The sequence below is a fragment of the Micromonospora hortensis genome, assembly GCF_022230935.1.
In the GTDB taxonomy this organism is placed as follows: domain Bacteria; phylum Actinomycetota; class Actinomycetes; order Mycobacteriales; family Micromonosporaceae; genus Micromonospora; species Micromonospora hortensis.
Genome location: NZ_JAKKFE010000012.1, coordinates 331858 through 348797 on the forward strand (window position 1 = coordinate 331858; position 16940 = coordinate 348797).

Sequence of the window (16940 nt, forward strand, 5' to 3'; positions counted from 1 at the left end):
CCGGCCTACCGTTCGACGAGAGCGAGGACCCGACACGGGCTGCCGGAGCCGGAGACGATCGGCAGTGGCCCGGCGATCACCACCGCGCCGGTCGCCGGCAACTGCGCCAGGTTACGGAGCTGGGTCAGGCCGTACTTGTCCTGGCCGAGCAGGTACGAGTGGCACGGGAACGGCGGGTCGAACGAGTGCGCGGCGCCAGCGTCGGTCCCGACCGTCTCCACCCCGACGCCCTGGATCGGTGACTCCTCGGCCAGCCACCGGGCGCACTCCACCGAGATGCCCGGGGTGCGCCCGGCGTTGGCGTACCGCTCCGGGTCGTCGCCGTACGCGTCCCAGCCGGTGCGGTAAAGCAGCCAGCCACCGGTGGGCAGGGCGCCGTGTTGCGCCTCCCAGGCCTTGACGTGGTGGACCTCGAGCAGGAAGTCAGGATTGTCGGCGGCGTCGGCGGCGTGGTCGATCACCACCGCCGGGGCGATCAGCTGACTCACCGGGACCTGCGACACGTCCGCGCCCTGTTGACCGGTGACCCAGTGCACCGGGGCGTCGAAGTGGGTGCCGGTGTGCTCGCCGGTGGAGAAGTTGTTCCAGTACCAGGCCGGGCCCCGGTCGTCGTACCGGCTGATCTCGCTGAGCTGAAACGGCCAGGTCTGGCCGAACTGCTCGGGCAGACCGAGGATCGGGGTCTGGTCCGAGAGCGGAGCGGTGAGGTCGACAACCTGGATCCGGCCGCTGGAGAGAGCGGCGACAAACTCCTGGAGCACCGTCATGCGGCGACGGTACACCCGCACATGCCTCCGAATTGGACCGTGGAATTGTCATCCGAGAGTGCTGCGGGTGCGTGCCGCGATGCGGATGGTGGTGCCTGCGGGTCCGCTGTCGACAAGGAGGTAGTCAGCCATGTTCCCGACCACCCAGAGGCCCATTCCTCCGGTGTCGGACAGCGGCGGTCGCTCGGCGCACGGGACGTAGCGAGCGGCGCGGAAGCCCCGTCCCTGGTCAGTGACTTCACAGGTGAGCTGACCGTTCAGGAGCAGGCGTAGGTCACCTTCGCCGCCCCCGTGCCGAATCACGTTGATCATCAGTTCGTTGACCGCGATGACCCAGTTCTCGATCTCGTCGTGGTCGAGGCCGCACCGGCGACTGACGGCCTCGACCTCGTGTCGGACGCGGTTGAGGTCGGCGAGGGTGAACGACGTCGAGAGCAGGGGCTTACCGACGGTGGGAGTGTGGTGGTCGAGCGGCGGGTTCGCCACTGCTTCCCCTCCCTGTCGGACGTGGAGCCGGTGACCTTACCGGTGGCACGAGGGAGGATAGCTCTCCGGAACGGGCTCACCAGTCGGGCACTGCGTCGATGTGACATCGGAAGGTACCCCGCATCGACGGCACGACACTGTTGATCTCGCTCCTGACGTGCCATCGGCGGCGTGCCGGCGTCTAGGCTGCCTGGGTGGCTGACGCCGAGGTGGTGACGAATGAGGAGCGGCTGCGACGCATCGAGGCGATCACCGATGCCGCCCTGTCGGGGCTGAACGTCGCCGACCTGCTCGACGAGCTCCTCGAACGGGTCCGGGATCTGCTCAAGGTCGATACCGCCACCATCCTCCTGCTGGACGACCACACCGGCGAGCTCGTCGCGACCGCGGCCAAGGGCCTGGAGGAGGAGGTACGCCGCGGGTTCCGCATCCGGGTCGGACGCGGCTTCGCCGGGCGGGTGGCGGCGACACGCGCGCCGGTCACGATCCATGACGTCACACCCGACGACGTGGTCAATCCGATCCTGCTCGCCACTGGCATACGTGCCCTGCTGGGTGTGCCCATGCTCGCCAACGGCAACCTCGTCGGCGTGCTGCACGTCGGCTCCCTGGCCCTGCGGCGCTTCGGCTCCGAAGACGTGAAACTGTTGCAGCTCGTCGCCGATCGTGCCAGCCTCGCAGGTCAGGCCCGAGCGCAGGTCCTCGACCGGCAGGCAGCGCTGGCCCTGCAACACAGCCTGCTACCGGGCCGGCTACCCGACATTCCCGGCCTGGACCTGGCCGCCCGGTACGTGCCCGGCCATGACCTGGGCATCGGCGGCGACTGGTACGACGTGTTCACGTTGCCCTCGGGCTGGCTGGGCGCCGTCATCGGAGATGTCTCCGGCCACGGGCTGCCATCCGCCGTTGTCATGGGACGCATCCGCAGCGCGCTACGCGCCTATGCCCTCGATTCCGACGATCCCGCCGTGGCGCTGACCTCTCTCGACCGCAAGATCCACCACTTCGAGGCGGGCACCCTCACCACCGCCGTCTACGCCCTGATCGCGCCCGACCGGGCAACGGTGCACCTCTCCTCCGCAGGCCATCTGCCACCGCTGCTGGCTGTACCCGGTCATCCCACCCAGCTCGTCAGCCTGACGGTGGACCGGCCACTCGGCGTGGGCCGACCATCCACCAGTCGCCGCACCACAGTTCTGGACCTACCGCCGGGAGCGACGCTCGTCTTCTACACCGACGGACTGGTGGAACGCCGCAGCGAACTGATCGACACCGGCATCGAGCGCCTCGCCGACGCCGTGCGGTCCGGGCCCGCCGAGGCGTTGTGCGACCACATCATGGTCACCACCGCGGAGGAGCACCCCAACGACGACATCGCCCTGCTCGTCATCCGCCGCCAACCATCATCGGACTAGACCGCCGGGGCTGGCATGTGGCGAAGCTGGATCTAGCCGCTGTGCCGGCTCGTCTGTGGCCGACGCCTCTCCGGGTGTCGACGATCCGGCGTCGTGGACGGCGGAGCGACAAAGGTTATAGTTGCCGTCGAACAAGTTCTACCTTCAGCAGCGAGGGACCATGACTGCCGCTTCCGCGGGAGGTACCTCGTGCACCCTTTCTCACCCGGTCAATGTCCGACTGAGCAATGCCTCCTGCGGGTCGACGTACACATCGAGACCTCGACGCGGGCCCGAGTCACCGCCGTCGGTGAGCTGGACGGCTGCGTTACCGATCACTTCGAACAGGTTGTGCAGGGCATCCTTCGCGAGCACGACATTAGAGACATAGAGGTGGACTTCGCCGGCGTGAGGTTCATCGACTCTGCCGGCATCAGGTGCCTGCTCACCTGCCAAGAACACGCCTACGAGACAGGATGCCGGCTGCGTCTGAGCAACCTGACTCCGACCGTGCACAGGGTCTTGGCCATCACCGGGCTACTGGGTGTCCTCGGCGTGCCCGACCGCTTGTCCCCGCCGTCTCGATCCGAAGCATGAGGGACACAGAGGGGGCGTTCACCGGGGCGTGCGCTGGGCCAGTTGGCCCGTCGCCGTCAGGGAGCTTGCGACGTCGACGAGTTTCCGGTTGGTGTTCTGACTGGCCCGCGCCAGGACAGCGAATGCCTGATCGGCGGTCAGCTTGTGACGCTCCATCAGGATGCCCTTCGCCTGCCCGATGACGTCCCGCACCGAGATCGCCTGATTCAGCTGTTCGAGATGCTGCGCGCCGGACATCGCCACCGCGGCGTGCGCGGCGAACAGCAGCCCCACGTGCGCCGAGTCGTCATCGAAGGCGTGCGTGCGCGACGAGTACAGGTTCAGCGCGCCGAGGTTGTCCTCCTGCACGTACAGCTGGAACGACAACATGCTCGACACGCCCAGCTCGGCGGCGCGCCGGGTGAACCGGGGCCACCGCTCCTCGACCGTCATGTCCGGCACGTGCACGGTCTGCTGCTCGTACACCGCGCTCAGGCACGGGCCCTCACCGACTTCGTACTGCACCCGATCCACCGCGTACGCCAGGTCGGCGGTGCCGGCCCGAGTGTGGACCTCCCGGCGGTGTTCCACCACGGACAGGGCGGCGTAATCCGCGCCCGGCACCGTGCCCACCGCTGCGCCGGCACTCGCCTGCAGGGTCGCTTCCACGCTGTCCTCGTGCTGCAACGTCCGAGCCAGGTCACTCAGCTTCGCCGCGAGATCGTCCACCGCTACGGGCCGTGGCTCGTCGGTGCCCGCATCGCTGTCACTGCCAGCCATCCCGCTGCTCCCTCACCTAGGCGGGCGGCCCCGGACGGGATTTCCTTACCGGCCGGGCCTGACCGGGGCACTTGTCGCGAACCGCGCCCCAGCTTGCCCAGGCCATGACGTCAAGACCACCGTCACGGAGCCGGCAACGCCGCCAGCGATAATCCACGCTAGCTGGTCACCCGCACCTTGCTGCGCGGATTGCGGATTGCAGCGAAACCCGGCTCGTTAATGGTTGTCCCGACGCAGATGTCAGGAAACCCGTCCGGCGGCTCCTGCGGATCCCTCGGCTCAGCCGGCTACTCGGACGATGCGTAAGCCGCCCCCGTCGGGGCACTGGACCATCGACTGCCGAAGGAGATTTTCTATGAGGAAGCCGCCGTACTCACCGCCGGGATCCCGCCGGGAAGTAACTGGCTGGCTCGCGGACGCGCTGGTCAGCCTCGCCGAAACCCCGAGTGACGCCTCGTTGATCGATGATCTGTTGCAGCGGATCGTGCGGCTGACCGCTGACCTCGTGGCTCCGGTGAGCTATGCGTCGGTCACCCGGACGCGCGACGGCGCGCCGACGACGGTCGCCATAAGCAGCGAGATCGCGTTCGCTGTCGACCGCGCCCAGTACGCCGACCGGGCCGGGCCGTGCCTGGACGCGCTCGACGCCGGTGTGCCCGTCGCCGTGCCGGACATCGCGGCAACCATGACCTGGCCCGGGTTCCGCGAGGCGGCGCTGAACCTGGGCCTGCGGGCATCGCTGTCCATCCCCCTGTTCGCCGGTGCCGGTGTGACAGTCGCCGCGCTCAACCTCTACGGCCATGACGCCGACGCGATGGCCCCGCTGACCGACCGGGTCTGGACGGTGTACGACCCGGAGCGCACCCGCACCGGAGCCTCGGACCCACCGTCGGCGGACCCGGGCACCGAGGAACTCGTCAGCGGACTCATCGAGGCCTTCGCCGTGCGTGCCGTGATCCAGCAGGCCCTCGGCATGATCATGCACCAGCGGCGCAGCACGGCCGAGGAGGCCTACCTGATCCTGCGGGTGAAGGCGGCCGAAACCGGCAGATCACTCATCGAGACCGCAACCTCCACGAGACACCACGATGACAGGCCCATACCCGAAACCTAGGACGACGGGCCAGCTGCCGAGGTCACGCCCTCGCCGTTTCGGGACGGCGAGGGCGCCGTCGGCCCAGCGCGGCCGGATCCACCGACCGCCGCAGGGCACCGGCCCGCACCTCACGGGATGGCGGTGAGCTGCATCCTCAGCTTGGCCAGCGCGCGGGTCAGCAGCCGGGACACGTGCATCTGTGACACCCCGATCTGCTCGGCGATGCCCTGCTGGGTCAGGTTGCCGTGAAAGCGCAGTGCGACGACCCTCCGTTCCCGGTCGTCAAGGACCGCCAGCGCCGACGTGAGAGCCACCCTGAGTTCGGCGAGGGCAAGTTCGTTGTCGTCGCCGCCGAGAGTGTCGCCCAGTTCCCTGGACGTGGTGCCATCGCCGAACGGGGTGGACAGTGAGACCGCGTTGTAGGCGCGGGCGCCTTCCAGCCCTTCGAGGATCTCCTCCTCGGTGAGGTCGAGATGTCGGGCGATGTCGGCGACGGTCGGTGAGCGGCCCAGCAACTGGGTGAGGCTGTTGTTGGCCTCGCCGATGGCCATCCGCCGCTCCTGCAGCCGCCGGGGAACACGGACGTCCCAGGTGCGGTCGCGGAAGTGGCGCTTGATCTCCCCCACGATGGTGGGGACCGCGTAGCTGACGAATTCGATCCCACGAGAAGGGTCGAACCTGTCGATCGCGTTGATCAATCCCAGTGCTGCCGTCTGGCTCAGGTCCTCGTTCGGCTCGCCACGGCCGTTGTAGCGCCGGGCGAGGTGATGGGCCAACGGAAGCCAGGCCTCGATGGCCCGGGCGCGGGCGGCGGGCCTGGACGGATGGCCAGTCGGCAGCGCGACCATCACGGCGAGGAGGTGGCTGGCCGGCGACTCGGGCGTGGTGCTGCGGTCAGCCAGGCTGTTCGTCGGTGCGGGCCGGCCTGTCGACGTGATGGTCATGGGTTCCTCCGCTGTCCGGTGTGGGCGTCGTCGCGACCCCCCGTGCGGGGAGGTCGCGTCGTGCTCAGACCGGGGCGGGTCGCCAGCCGTCGGCAAACCTGCGTCAATGGACATCAGGTGGGCCTTCACGGCCGCTGCGGTCGCTGGCTCGTCGGGTCACGTGCGGACCTCCCGAGACTCGGGATGGTGTCGGGCACGTGGCTTGACCCAGAGGAAAGCCTAGAACGGTGGGCGAACTTCTGCCACCGGTCAGCAGCTGCGGTGGGTGTCGCTCCGGTACCGGCAGGGCTGACTCACCGCTCAACCCAGCTCCGGTTTGCCGGCAAGAGGCAGGGGTACCAATTTCGTGGCGCTTCGGCCGGGCGCTGGGCGGCAAGCGGGTCGACCGCGTACACCACCCTCTCGATCCGATCCTCGTCGCCGCCCCCCTGGGCGCTGGCCGCGGGGGTCGCCTATCTGGCCCTCCGCCGAGTCGCCGGCACACAAAGGATCTAGGTCGACCCCTGCGGTAGAGCCGCGTCGAGGTCGGGTGGGCGTCGACCAGTGTGATTCGGCGGTGGCGGAACCGTCCACTGTTGAACGTGCTCGGTCGTCGGCGGCCGACATGGCACGATGGCCGTGTCCTGCGCCGCCGGTGGCCGGGCACGACACTGATGGAGTCGGGATGTCAGAGCTGGCCGGCCCGCCGGTGCCAGGGTTGGCGAAACTGTGGACGCACGACCCGGTCACCGCCGGCCCCTATCGCCTGGTCGGGCGGTTGGGCGCGGGTGGGCAGGGGGTCGTCTATCTCGGCGAGGACGACGCCGGTGACCGGGTCGCGGTCAAGATGGTCAACGTCGATCTGAGTGATCCACGGGCGCGGTCGCAGTTCGTCAAGGAGATCGCCGCCGCCCGCCGGGTCGCCCCGTTCTGCACCGCGCAGGTGCTCTTCGCGGAGGTGGACGGCGAGCGGCCGTACGTGGTCAGTGAGTTCATCGAGGGCCTGACCCTGCACCGGCACGTCCGCGAACGTGGTCCGGTGACGGGTAACGCCCTGCACCGGCTCGCGGTCGGCACCGTCACGGCGCTCGCGGCGATCCACAGTGCCGGGGTGGTGCACTGCGATCTGAAGCCGGACAACGTGGTGCTGGGCGAGGACGGTCCTCGGGTGATCGACTTCGGTATCGCCCGGGCGTTGGGCAACACGGAGACGGCGTCGAGCCGGGTCATGGGGACCACCGCGTACATGGCGCCGGAGCGGTTCCGCAACGACCCGATCGGTCCACCCTGCGACGTCTTCGCCTGGGCGGCCACTGTCGCCTTCGCCGCCGGTGGTCGGCCGCCTTTCGGCAACGACTCGCTCTTCGCCGTGATGCACCGGGTGCTGAACGATCCGCCCGACCTGCCGGCGATGCCTCCCGTTCTGGACGAGCTGATCCGGGAGTGCCTGGCCAAGGATCCGGCGGACCGGCCGGCCGCCGAGCGGGTGTTGGTGCGGCTGCTTCGGCAGGACGGCAGGGTCACCGAGCCGCTACGTCGGGAGAGCCTGCTCGAGGTCGGCAACGAGACGGCGGGCGCGCCGACTCCCGACCAACCGCTCCCCCAGCTCACGCCGACGGCACCGCAACCGGGCGCTACGCAGCCGCAGGTGCCGGCCCGGCCGACGGTGCCGACCCAGGCCCGACCGGTCCAGCCGGCGCACCTGCCGGTGCAAACCCAGCCGGCGCACCTGCCGGCGACGGAGCCGGGCGTTGGTGCTGGAGGCGGCGGCGGGTTGCGGCGGTTGCGTCGTGAGGCCCTTGACGCCTGGGGCATCTCGACAGCGCTCTTCCTCGCTTCTGTTGGTGCCGCCGCCGGCTACGTGGCGTCGAGCGCTGTCGGCCCGGCCGCCGCTGTCGGTGCTGTCGCCTTCGTCGTGGTCTACCTGGTTCGACTGCTGGTCGCGACGGCCCTCGGGAGGCGGTCCGACCGCTGGTGACCGGCACGCCGGGGGCGGGGTCGCCGACTGGCGCCGCATCGATAGGTTGACTGCCACCAGCCGCCCGCCGAGGAGGACGTCCCGATGGCCCCATCCGCTACGCGTACGCGGCAGTGGTTGCCGTACACCGCCGCCGTCACCGCCGGGCTGGTGGTCATCGCCGGGGCGTTCGTGTTCGTTCGACAGCGCGAAGCGGGCAACGACTGTGCGACCATCCTCCAGGTCAATTCCTCGACGGAGAAGGCGGCTCTGCTGGTCGACCTGGCCGAGCGATACAACGTGAGCGAGCGGTCGATCAAGGACGGTGGCTGCGCCCAGGTGCACGTCAGCGCGTTGAACTCGGGCAAGGCCACCGAGGCGCTGGCCACCGACTGGGCAAACACCGGCCTGCCGCAACCACAGGTCTGGCTGCCGACGTCGAGCCTGTGGACCGGCCAGCTCCGGCTGCTCGACGAGGCCGCCGGGCGGGAGTTGCAGACTCCGGACGACTACCCGTCGATCGCCAACAGCCCGTTGGTGATCGCCATGCCACAGCCGAAGGCCGAGCTGGTAGGCAAGCGGGGGGCGCTGGGCTGGGGTGAGATCCTGGGCCTGTCCGGGCGGGACGGGTGGGCGGACTTCGGCAAGCCGGAGTGGGGTCGGTTCACCTTCGGCAAGGACAACCCGAACCTGTCCACCTCCGGGCTGGCGGCGACCATCGCCACCTACTACGCGGCAGTGCGACGGGCCAATGACCTGACCGAGTCCGACCTGGCCGACCCGGCGGTGACCCAGTTCGTCCGCCGGATCGAGGCCAACGTGTCGCACTACAGCGACGATTCGGTGGACCTGCTGCGCAGCCTCGCCGAGGCGGACCTGACCGGCGGCGCGGGCAGCACCGAGGACATGAGTGCCATCGTTCTGCAGGAGGAGTTGGTGGACCTCTACAACACGGGCGCGCTGAGCCCTCGGCAGGAAGGGCAGGAGCGGGGCCGCCGGCCGAACGTCCCGCTGGTCGCCGTCCATCCCAAGGAGGGCACGTTCAACCTCGACCACCCCTTCGTGGTGCTGCCCTCCGCCGACAATCGGCAGCGCGCGGCAGCGGCCGACTTCCGGACGTTCCTGACCGAGGACGCCCAGCAGGAGAGCTTCGCCCGCCTCGGTTTCCGGGACCACGAGCGTCGCGCCTCGGCGGAGCTGCTCGCCAGTGTCGGCGCCGAGCCCACCGGCGGGCTGAACTACTTCGAGCCACCAGAACCGCAGGTGGTCAGCGCGATGCTGGACGGCTGGCGCACGCTCCGCAAGAAGGCCAACATCCTGATCACCTTGGACACCTCGGGGTCCATGCTGGCGAAGGTCGGCACCCGTACCCGTTTCCAGGTGGCCGCGACGGCAGCGAGCAAGGGCCTCGCGCTACTCAACACCGAGGACCGGGTGGGTCTCTGGTCGTTCTCCTCGGAGACGCAGCAGCGACCGAAGAGCCCCTACCGGGAGGAGGTTCCGCTCGGCGGGTTCGACCAGAAGCGGATCAACAGCAAGATCGCCGGCCTGCAGGTCGCTGGCGATACCGCGCTCTACGCGACGATCCGGGCCGCACACCGAGAACTGCTCGACCGGTACGACCCGCAGCGGATCAACGCGATCGTGGTGCTGACCGACGGCAAGAACGAGTACAGCAAGGACAACGACCTGGCCCGGTTGCTCGCCGAGGTCGCCCTGGACCCGCGGCGTCCGGTGAAGGTGTTCTGCATCGCCCTCGACCGGGAGTCGGACTTCGCCACCCTGGACCGGATCGCCAAGGCGTCGTCGGGCAAGGCCTACGACGCCACCGACCCCGCCAAGATCGACGAGGCGTTCGTGAAGCTGGTCAGCAGCTTCTGACACTTCCCGCTGGGACAACCAGACCGGTGGGGGCCAGGCGCTCGGCCTGCCCCCACCGGCTCTGCCGTCAGACGAGTCGGCGGCGGACCCACCAGAGGGAGAACAGGGACAGCACGGCGGTCAACGCGATCAGCACGCCGAACTCCCGCCACTGCAGGCCCCAGAACTTCGAGGCGGGCACGTAGCTCACCTTCAGGCTGAGGTTCTGCTCGCCCAGCCACCTCTGGCACGCCTCGCGCCCGCCGAGCGCCCTCGGTCCGCACCGGGTCATGTCGGCCGGACCGGTGAACTCCGCTCCGGTCGAGGTGATCGTGGTGCTCGACACGACCCAGTCACCCCTACGGTCGGGCTCGACGTGGACAGTCATCCGGCCGGTGTCGGAGCTCATCGAGATCCCGAAGTCGCCGTCGAACGTCAGAGGGGTGACCGTGGTGATCGGCTGGGCCAGCCAGGGGCGCACCACGAACGGCGCGGCGATCTGGAGGCTGACCACCACCAGCAGGGTCACCGCCATCGCGCCCAGGGTCCGCCGCAGCAGCAGCCCGGTGGCGACACCCACCACGAAGGCCAGCGTCGCGTAGCCAACCGGGACGATCCCCCGGGCTGCGAACACCAGCGGGTTCATCCGGTCCGCCGAGGCCCCGTCGATCGGCTGCGCCCACTCGGTCAGCACCAGGCTGAGCAGGCCGGCACCGAGCGCGGCGGCACCGACGCCGATCGCCAGTTTGACCAGCAGCCAACGCCCGCGGCTGACGGACTGGCTGAAGACCATGCGGTACGTGCCGGACTCCAACTCCCGGGCCACCAGGGGCGCGCCCCAGAAGATGCCCACCAGGGCAGGCAGCAGGTAGAGGGCCCCGATGGCGGCGATGTGGAACTCACTCGCCCATCCCGGTTGCAGCGCCTGGAGGAACGCCTCGCCGGCGGCACGGCAGGCGTCGCCCTGGCAGCCGGTGTATCCGGTCTGCGTGGCCAGCTCGGTCACCTCCGACCAGGTCAGCGCCAGAGCGCCCAGCAGCGCCAGCAACAGGGTGCCGGTGGCCAGGGCCGGGGTGCGGAACTGCCGCCAGGTCATCCAGATCATCGCTGCCCCTCCAGAACCCGACCCGTACCGTCGTTGGTGGCACCGCTCATGTACGCCAGCACGATGTCCTCCAGGTCCAGCCGGTCGACCTGCCAGGACGGGTCGACGATCGGCGCGGTGCTGCGCACCACCAGTGTCGACTGCACCTCGGTGTGACTCTGCTCGACCAGGGCTCGCCCGGCGCCCAACTCGGCGGTGTCTCGCCGCCGCCCGACCAGGCGGTGGTGGGTGGCGAGCAGGTCGTCCACGTCGCCGGCCACCCGCACGCGGGAGGCGACCAGCACGATCAGGTGGTCGCAGACCCGTTCCAGGTCGGCGACCAGGTGCGAGGACATCACGATGCTCATGCCCTGCTCGGCGGTCAGCTCCATCAGCCCCTGCAGGAAATTGCGCCGGGCGAGCGGGTCGAGGGCCGCCACCGGCTCGTCGAGCAGCAGGAGATTGGGCCGCTTCGCCGCGGCGACGGTCAGGGCCAGTTGGGCGCGCTGGCCGCCGGAGAGCTTGCCCGCCTTCTGTTTCGGGTCCAGGCCGACCTGGGCGATGCGCCGCTCGGCGAGCGCGGCGTCCCAGGACGGGTTGAGGTGCGCGCCCATCCGCAGGTGGTCGGCGACGGTCAGGCCGGCGTAGACCGGGGTGTCCTGCGCGACGAACCCGACCTGCGGCGACCCGCTGACCGGCCGCGCGCCGAGCACCTCGATCCGCCCCGCGGTCGGATCGAGCAGCCCACAGGCCAGTTGCAGCAGCGTGGACTTACCGGCGCCGTTCGGCCCGACCAGGCCCACGACGTGGCCGGCCGGGATGTCCAGAGTGCAGTCCTTCAGTGCGGAGCGCCGCCCGTACCGCTTGGTCAGGCCGTCCGCGATCAGGGCGCTAGTCATCCTCGGGCCTCCGAAAATGACCGAAAGCTGCTGAGGAAGAGCGCCTCGATGCTCTCGTCGTCCAGGCCCGCCTCCCGTGCCTCGGTCAGCCAGCGGGCCAGGCCCTGCCGCAGCGGCTCGTGCTTGCTCAGCGAGTCGCCGACCAGCGTGCGGGTGACGAACGTGCCCAGCCCGGGCCGGGCCGTGACCAGGCCCTCATACTCCAACTCGCGGTACGCCTTGGACACCGTGTTCGGGTTGATGGCGACCCGGGCCACCACCTCCTTGACGGTGGGCAGCTTGTCGCCCTCATTCAGGACCCCGAGCCGGAGCGCGTGCCGTACCTGTCGGATGAGCTGCATGTACGGCGCTACTCCGGACCGCGCGTCCAGGTGAAACTCGATCACCTCGCCACCCCATTCTACTAGTTGCCTAGTAGAATAGGGCCATGGAGGAGCTGTCCGCTACCTCGTTGCGATGGGTCCCACCAACGTGACTACAGGCCCAGGCCCCGCAGGGTCGGTACGGTCTGACCCACCCAGGCGAGGTCGGTGTCCTCGCGAGCACCCTGGGTGCGTTGTGTGCCGGCCAGGAACCACAGGAAATAGGTGGTGTAGCCGGGTGCGCTGACCACTGTGTGGTACCCCTCGGGCATCATCTGCATCACATGGTCACGGATGGTGACGTTCTCCTCGTACCCGTCGTCGGTGTAGACCCGGCTGATGCCGAACCCGTTCGCCGGGTTGACGCGGTAGTAGTACATCTCCTCGTGTGCTGCCTCGGCGGGCAGGTCGTCGACCTTGTGCCGGTGCGGCGGGTAGGTGCTCCAGTTGCCCGAGGGTGTGTAGGTCTCGCCGACGATGAGCCGGCGGGCTGGCAGCTCCGGCTGGGAGATCTCGGTGAGGATCTGGTGGTAGGTACGGCCGAAGTTGGCCGCTCCCCAGCGGCCGCCCACGACCTGCTCCGGCGCGATCACATAGGGGTCTGTGGCCAGTTCGCTGGGTGCGCTGGGTAGGGCTATCTCCACGGCGGTGACCGCCTCGACGGTCACCGAGGCGCCGGCCGGGATGTAGACCGAGTGCGGCTTGCCGGAGAAGACGTCCGGACGCTTGCCGACCTGCGGGAAGTGGTGGCCGGCGACGGTGAAGCTGGCCGTGCCACCGAGGATGACGGCCAGGATCTCCCGGTCACCGGACTCGCCCGTCCAGGATTCGCCGGCCGACAGCCGCAGCAGTGTGAAGTCCAACAGCCGGCAGGGATTGAAGGGCAACGTGTTCCGGCCGTCGACGGCGGGAATGGAACAGTGGTAGCGGTAGTCCATGATCACCTTTCGGGGATGCGGGGCGGAGCGGGTCGGTGCGCGGTGGTCACCAAGGGCTGGTCCAGCCGGGAATCGTGGCGCGGGTGAGGGCTTCCAGGTAGAAGTAGTCGCCCCACAGGGTTCCCTCGTCGACGCCGACGCTCTTGGGTTTGTCGTAGACGCCGTGCAGGATCAGCGCGTTCGAGGCCGGGTGGCCGCCGGTGGAGTAGTGGCCGATGAGCGAGCGCAGGATCTCGGCTGCGGCTTTCCGGTACCGGTCGGCGCTGGCCGTGTCGTCGGTGAGGCCGTCCGCCAGTTCGATCAGGCCGCAGACGGCGATGGCCGCGGCCGAGCTGTCCCGCTCCTGGCCGCTGCCGTCGCCGAACTCCAGATCCCAGTACGCGACGTGGTCGTCAGGCAGGTGAGCGAGGAAGCGGTCGGCGCAGGTCCTCGCGGCCGCGAGCAGCGCGGGGTCGCCGATGTGCCGGTGGTTGAGGCTGAACCCGTAGATGCCCCATGCCTGCCCACGTGCCCAGCAGGAGTGGTCGGAGTGGCCCTGCTCGGTCTCGCCGCGTAGCGGCGCGCCGCTGGCCGGGTCCCAGTAGAAGGTGTGGAAGGTGGTGCCGTCCAGACGCAGGATGTGCTGGCGCAGCTGAGCGGTGTGCCGGCGGGCCGCGGCGGCGTAGCGGTCGTCGCCGGTGCTCTGGCTGGCCCAGAAGAGCAGCGGCGTGTTCATGAGGCTGTCGATGATCGTGCGCCCGCGTTGGCGGGGGTCGTTCAGGTCGCCCCAGGCCTGGATGATTCCGGCTGGTTCGAGGACGCGCGTCATCAGGTGGTCGGCGGCGGCGAGGGCCGCGTCTCGGGCCTGTGGATCGCCGGTACGGCGGGCCGGGGTGACGCAGGCGAGGGTGTAGAGGAACCCGAGGTCGTGGGTGTCCAGGTCGATGCCGTGGGTCATCCGGGCCGCGAAGCTGTCCACGTGGGAGATCGCCGCCCGCAGGTGGCGCTCGTCGCGGCTCAGGTCGTGTGCCAGCCAGAGCATGCCGGGCCAGAAGCTCGTGGTCCAGCCGACGTTGGCGCCCTCGGGCTGGCCTGCGCTCGGTGGCCGGAGCGGGTAGCGGTTGGCGTCGGTGGTGTCCGCGGGGTACCGGTCGCCGAAGGTGGCGATGTTCGCGTCGACGGTACGTATCGCGGCGGCCACCGCGGCCGCCGTGGCTGCTGCGTCGGAGTTGGGACGGACGTCGGTCGCCGTCATGGATGCTGGTCTCCCTCGTGGGTCCGGTCCGGTGCCGGGCAGGTGTGTCGTCGGTGGGTCGGCTCGGTGGCCGGAACCTGGTGCTCAGGTGGTCTGGGGTGCGGTCGTCGGTGGGTCGAGGGCGGCGCGCAGTGTGAAGCGGCTGTTGGCCCAGACGACGTAGAGCAGTGGCGCGGCGGCGAGGCCGAGCGCGATCGCGGGGCGGGCCGCCAGGATCTGGGCGAGCAGCACGAGGACGAGCAGTGACACTGCGGTGAGGTACCAGCGGCGCACCGCCAGGTACACGCAGGCGCGGGCCACCTCACGCAACCGCGCGGTGGGTCGGTCGGCGAGGGTCACCAGCCCGAGCAGCGTCGTCGCGACGGTGAGGACGATCAGGGTCGCGAGGACCGGCAGGGCGAGTGCCCCGACCCGGTGGCCCCACGCGGCGCGGGCGTCGACGGCGAGCACGACCAGGGCAGCCATGGCCGCCGCCGTCCAGAGCATCGCCGGCCGGGCGGTGGCTCGCCAGGCGCGGCAGTAGGTGCGCAGCACGCCGCCGGTGTCGCCGGCCGAGTAGGCGGACATGACAGCGAAGGCCGCACAGAGCCCTGGCGCGCAGAGCGGAGCGGTCAGCGCGTACAGAGGCCAGGACCGCGCCGCGTCGGTGGTGAACGCGAGCGTCACCAGTGGCAGACAACCGAGCACCAGCAGCAGGTTGGTGGCGAGCGCGACGTAGAACCCGTCGAAGACGGCGGTGATGGTGTGGTGGCGCGAACGCATGGGCCTCAACCCTTCAGTCCGGTCGAGGCGACGCCCTCGATGAAGTAGCGCTGGCCGAGCAGGAAGATGACAGCGACGGGCAGCACTGACAGCACCGAGCCCGTCATGATCAGCGCGTACTCGGCGTTGTACTGGGAGATGAAGGTGTTCAGCCCCAACTGGATGGTGCGCAGCTCCGGACTGCGCAGGTAGACGAGCGGGCCGAGGTAGTCGTTCCAGGTGGTCGTGAACATCAGCAGGGCCAGACTGGCAAGCGCCGGCCGGGACAACGGCAGGATGATCCGTCGGTAGATGCCGTACTCGCTGAGCCCGTCGACCCGCGCCGCTTCGCTGAGCTCCTCGGGGATCGTCTCGTAGAACTGCTTCATCAGGAACACGCCGATCGCGCCGAACGCCTGTATCGCGACGATCGACCACAGCGTGTTCGACAGGTGCAGCTTCGACATGAGAATGAACTGCGGGATCATGTACGACTGCCAGGGCACCGCGATCGTCCCGACGTACGCCAGGAAGAGCAGGTTGCGGCCGGGGAAGCGGACGCGGGCGAAGCCGTAGGCCGCGAAGCTGCCGGTGAACACCTGCAGGAAGGTGACGATCACCGACAACAGCAGGGTGTTCCACAGCCACGTCGTCATGTCCGAGCGCTGCCAGATGTCGACGTAGTTCCGCCACACCACGGGATCGGGGAGCCACGTGATCGGGATGGTGAAGACGTCATTGTTGGTCTTCAACGACGCCACCACCATCCAGAAGAACGGCAGCAGCAGCCCGGCCGCCGCGAGCACGAGAGCGGCGTACCCGAGGAGCCGCCCGCCCAGGGACCGGACCGGTCGGCGGGGCGCGCGGCGATTGCCGGGCGCGGCGACGGCCGGGGCGGGCAGGGAGAGGTCGGTAGCGGTCATCAGCTGTTCCTCCGCTTGTTGACCATGAACTGGATGACCGTGATGCCGAAGCAGATGGCGAACAGGACGACGGAGACCGCCGAGGCGTAGCCGAACTGGTTCTCCTCGAAGCCCTTCTGGTAGATGTACTGCGAGAGCACGAGTGTCGACTGGCCCGGTCCGCCGCCGGTCATCACGAGGATGAGGTCGAAGACCTTGAAGCTCTCGATGGTGAGCAGCACCGTGACGAAGAAGGTCGTGGTTCGTAACCCGGGGAGGGTCACGTGCACGAACCGCTGCCACGGTGAGGCGCCGTCGGTCTCGGCCGCCTCGTAGAGCTGGGCCGGGATGGTCTGCAGGCCGGCCAGGAACAGCAGCATGTAGTAGCCCATGTAGCGCCAGGTGCCGACGATGATGACCGCCGGCATCGACCAGGTCGCCGACGCGGTCCAGCCCGGCGGATCGTCCACGCCGACGGCACCGAGAAGAGCGTTGATCGGGCCGTACTCCGGGCTGAACAGCTGGTTCCAGACGACCGCGATCGCCACGATCGAGGTGATGTAGGGGAAGAAGGCGATGGTACGGAAGAACCGCACGCCGCGCAGTTTGCGGTTGAGCAGCAGTGCCAGCCCGAGTGCTGCCACGAGGGTCAGCGGGATGTGGAAGACGGCGTAGTAGACGGTGTTGCGCAGTGCGGTCCAGAAGCTCGAGTCGTCCCACATCCGCCGGAAGTTGGCGGTGCCGGTCCACTCGGCCACCCCGAAGACGTTCCAGTTCGTGAAGGCCACGTAGAACAGCACGACGACGGGTACCAGGGTGAGCGCGGCGAAGCCGATGAAGTTGGGAAGGATGAACGACCAGCCGGCGACCGTGTTGCGCGACACCAGCCGCCGGTTTCTGGGTCTCGTGCGCGGCAAGGTTGCCATAGGGAGTCTCCGGAA

The 16940-nt window shown here is 69.2% G+C and carries 17 protein-coding genes; 5 read left to right on the forward strand and 12 right to left on the reverse strand.

The genetic code is table 11. From position 1 onward, the window contains the following. Nucleotides 1-5: 5 nt before the first annotated feature. Both NIE111_RS10090 and NIE111_RS10095 read right to left on the reverse strand, forming a co-directional pair. The gene (locus tag NIE111_RS10090; RefSeq protein WP_238684123.1) at nucleotides 6-767 is read right to left on the reverse strand and encodes a cyclase family protein; all 762 of its coding nucleotides are present in this window, start codon (nucleotides 765-767) and stop codon (nucleotides 6-8) included. 48 nt (nucleotides 768-815) lie between these two features. Beyond that, nucleotides 816-1253, reverse strand: coding sequence for an ATP-binding protein (locus NIE111_RS10095; protein WP_238684124.1), 438 nt, complete (start codon nucleotides 1251-1253; stop codon nucleotides 816-818). A 194-nt stretch (nucleotides 1254-1447) separates the two neighbouring features. Here NIE111_RS10095 and NIE111_RS10100 point away from each other — a divergent pair, with 194 nt between their 5' ends. Both NIE111_RS10100 and NIE111_RS32400 read left to right on the forward strand, forming a co-directional pair. Continuing rightward, nucleotides 1448-2668: a PP2C family protein-serine/threonine phosphatase gene (locus NIE111_RS10100; RefSeq protein ID WP_238684125.1), complete on the forward strand. Its 1221-nt coding sequence runs from the start codon at nucleotides 1448-1450 to the stop codon at nucleotides 2666-2668. A gap of 189 nt (nucleotides 2669-2857) precedes the next feature. Continuing rightward, nucleotides 2858-3244: an STAS domain-containing protein gene (locus tag NIE111_RS32400; protein ID WP_372488306.1), complete on the forward strand. Its 387-nt coding sequence runs from the start codon at nucleotides 2858-2860 to the stop codon at nucleotides 3242-3244. Between the two features lie 18 nt (nucleotides 3245-3262). On the opposite strand, the gene NIE111_RS10110 is transcribed toward NIE111_RS32400, so the two are convergent. Further along, complete coding sequence (locus NIE111_RS10110; protein ID WP_238684127.1) at nucleotides 3263-4003, reverse strand: GAF and ANTAR domain-containing protein; 741 nt, start codon at nucleotides 4001-4003, stop codon at nucleotides 3263-3265. A gap of 355 nt (nucleotides 4004-4358) precedes the next feature. On the opposite strand from NIE111_RS10110, the gene NIE111_RS10115 reads away from it, so the two are divergent. Next, on the forward strand, nucleotides 4359-5117 hold the full coding sequence (locus tag NIE111_RS10115; protein ID WP_238684128.1) for a GAF and ANTAR domain-containing protein: 759 nt from the start codon (nucleotides 4359-4361) through the stop codon (nucleotides 5115-5117). Nucleotides 5118-5227: 110 nt separating this feature from the next. Here NIE111_RS10115 and NIE111_RS10120 read toward each other — a convergent pair whose 3' ends face one another. After that, nucleotides 5228-6043, reverse strand: a complete 816-nt coding sequence (locus NIE111_RS10120; protein ID WP_238684129.1) for a SigB/SigF/SigG family RNA polymerase sigma factor — start codon at nucleotides 6041-6043, stop codon at nucleotides 5228-5230. A gap of 664 nt (nucleotides 6044-6707) precedes the next feature. On the opposite strand from NIE111_RS10120, the gene NIE111_RS10125 reads away from it, so the two are divergent. After that, the gene (locus NIE111_RS10125; RefSeq protein WP_238684130.1) at nucleotides 6708-8000 is read left to right on the forward strand and encodes a serine/threonine-protein kinase; all 1293 of its coding nucleotides are present in this window, start codon (nucleotides 6708-6710) and stop codon (nucleotides 7998-8000) included. 84 nt (nucleotides 8001-8084) lie between these two features. Next, complete coding sequence (locus NIE111_RS10130) at nucleotides 8085-9860, forward strand: vWA domain-containing protein (RefSeq protein WP_238684131.1); 1776 nt, start codon at nucleotides 8085-8087, stop codon at nucleotides 9858-9860. Nucleotides 9861-9927: 67 nt separating this feature from the next. Here NIE111_RS10130 and NIE111_RS10135 read toward each other — a convergent pair whose 3' ends face one another. The 8 genes from NIE111_RS10135 to NIE111_RS10170 all read right to left on the reverse strand — a co-directional run bounded on the left by NIE111_RS10135 (nucleotide 9928) and on the right by NIE111_RS10170 (nucleotide 16883). Then, nucleotides 9928-10944 (reverse strand): ABC-2 membrane transporter-related protein, encoded by a 1017-nt coding sequence (locus NIE111_RS10135; protein WP_238684132.1) that lies wholly within the window; start codon nucleotides 10942-10944, stop codon nucleotides 9928-9930. After that, nucleotides 10941-11822 carry an ABC transporter ATP-binding protein gene (locus tag NIE111_RS10140; RefSeq protein WP_238684133.1) on the reverse strand — a complete coding sequence of 294 codons (882 nt, stop codon included), beginning with the start codon at nucleotides 11820-11822 and terminating at the stop codon, nucleotides 10941-10943. Before NIE111_RS10140 ends, NIE111_RS10135 begins: the two co-directional genes overlap by 4 nt. Then, a complete protein-coding gene (locus tag NIE111_RS10145; protein ID WP_238684134.1) occupies nucleotides 11819-12208 on the reverse strand; it encodes a GntR family transcriptional regulator in 390 nt (129 codons plus the stop codon). The genes NIE111_RS10140 and NIE111_RS10145 overlap by 4 nt, the downstream gene beginning before the upstream one ends. A gap of 89 nt (nucleotides 12209-12297) precedes the next feature. Continuing rightward, nucleotides 12298-13122, reverse strand: a complete 825-nt coding sequence (gene iolB, locus NIE111_RS10150; protein WP_238684135.1) for a 5-deoxy-glucuronate isomerase — start codon at nucleotides 13120-13122, stop codon at nucleotides 12298-12300. Nucleotides 13123-13168: 46 nt separating this feature from the next. Further along, on the reverse strand, nucleotides 13169-14356 hold the full coding sequence (locus tag NIE111_RS10155; RefSeq protein ID WP_238684136.1) for a glycoside hydrolase family 88 protein: 1188 nt from the start codon (nucleotides 14354-14356) through the stop codon (nucleotides 13169-13171). Between the two features lie 84 nt (nucleotides 14357-14440). Further along, the gene (locus NIE111_RS10160) at nucleotides 14441-15118 is read right to left on the reverse strand and encodes a hypothetical protein (RefSeq protein WP_238684137.1); all 678 of its coding nucleotides are present in this window, start codon (nucleotides 15116-15118) and stop codon (nucleotides 14441-14443) included. Nucleotides 15119-15123: 5 nt separating this feature from the next. Further along, nucleotides 15124-16020 (reverse strand): carbohydrate ABC transporter permease, encoded by an 897-nt coding sequence (locus NIE111_RS10165; RefSeq protein WP_238684138.1) that lies wholly within the window; start codon nucleotides 16018-16020, stop codon nucleotides 15124-15126. Continuing rightward, the gene (locus NIE111_RS10170) at nucleotides 16020-16883 is read right to left on the reverse strand and encodes a carbohydrate ABC transporter permease (RefSeq protein WP_238684139.1); all 864 of its coding nucleotides are present in this window, start codon (nucleotides 16881-16883) and stop codon (nucleotides 16020-16022) included. The genes NIE111_RS10165 and NIE111_RS10170 overlap by 1 nt, the downstream gene beginning before the upstream one ends. Nucleotides 16884-16940: the final 57 nt, after the last annotated feature.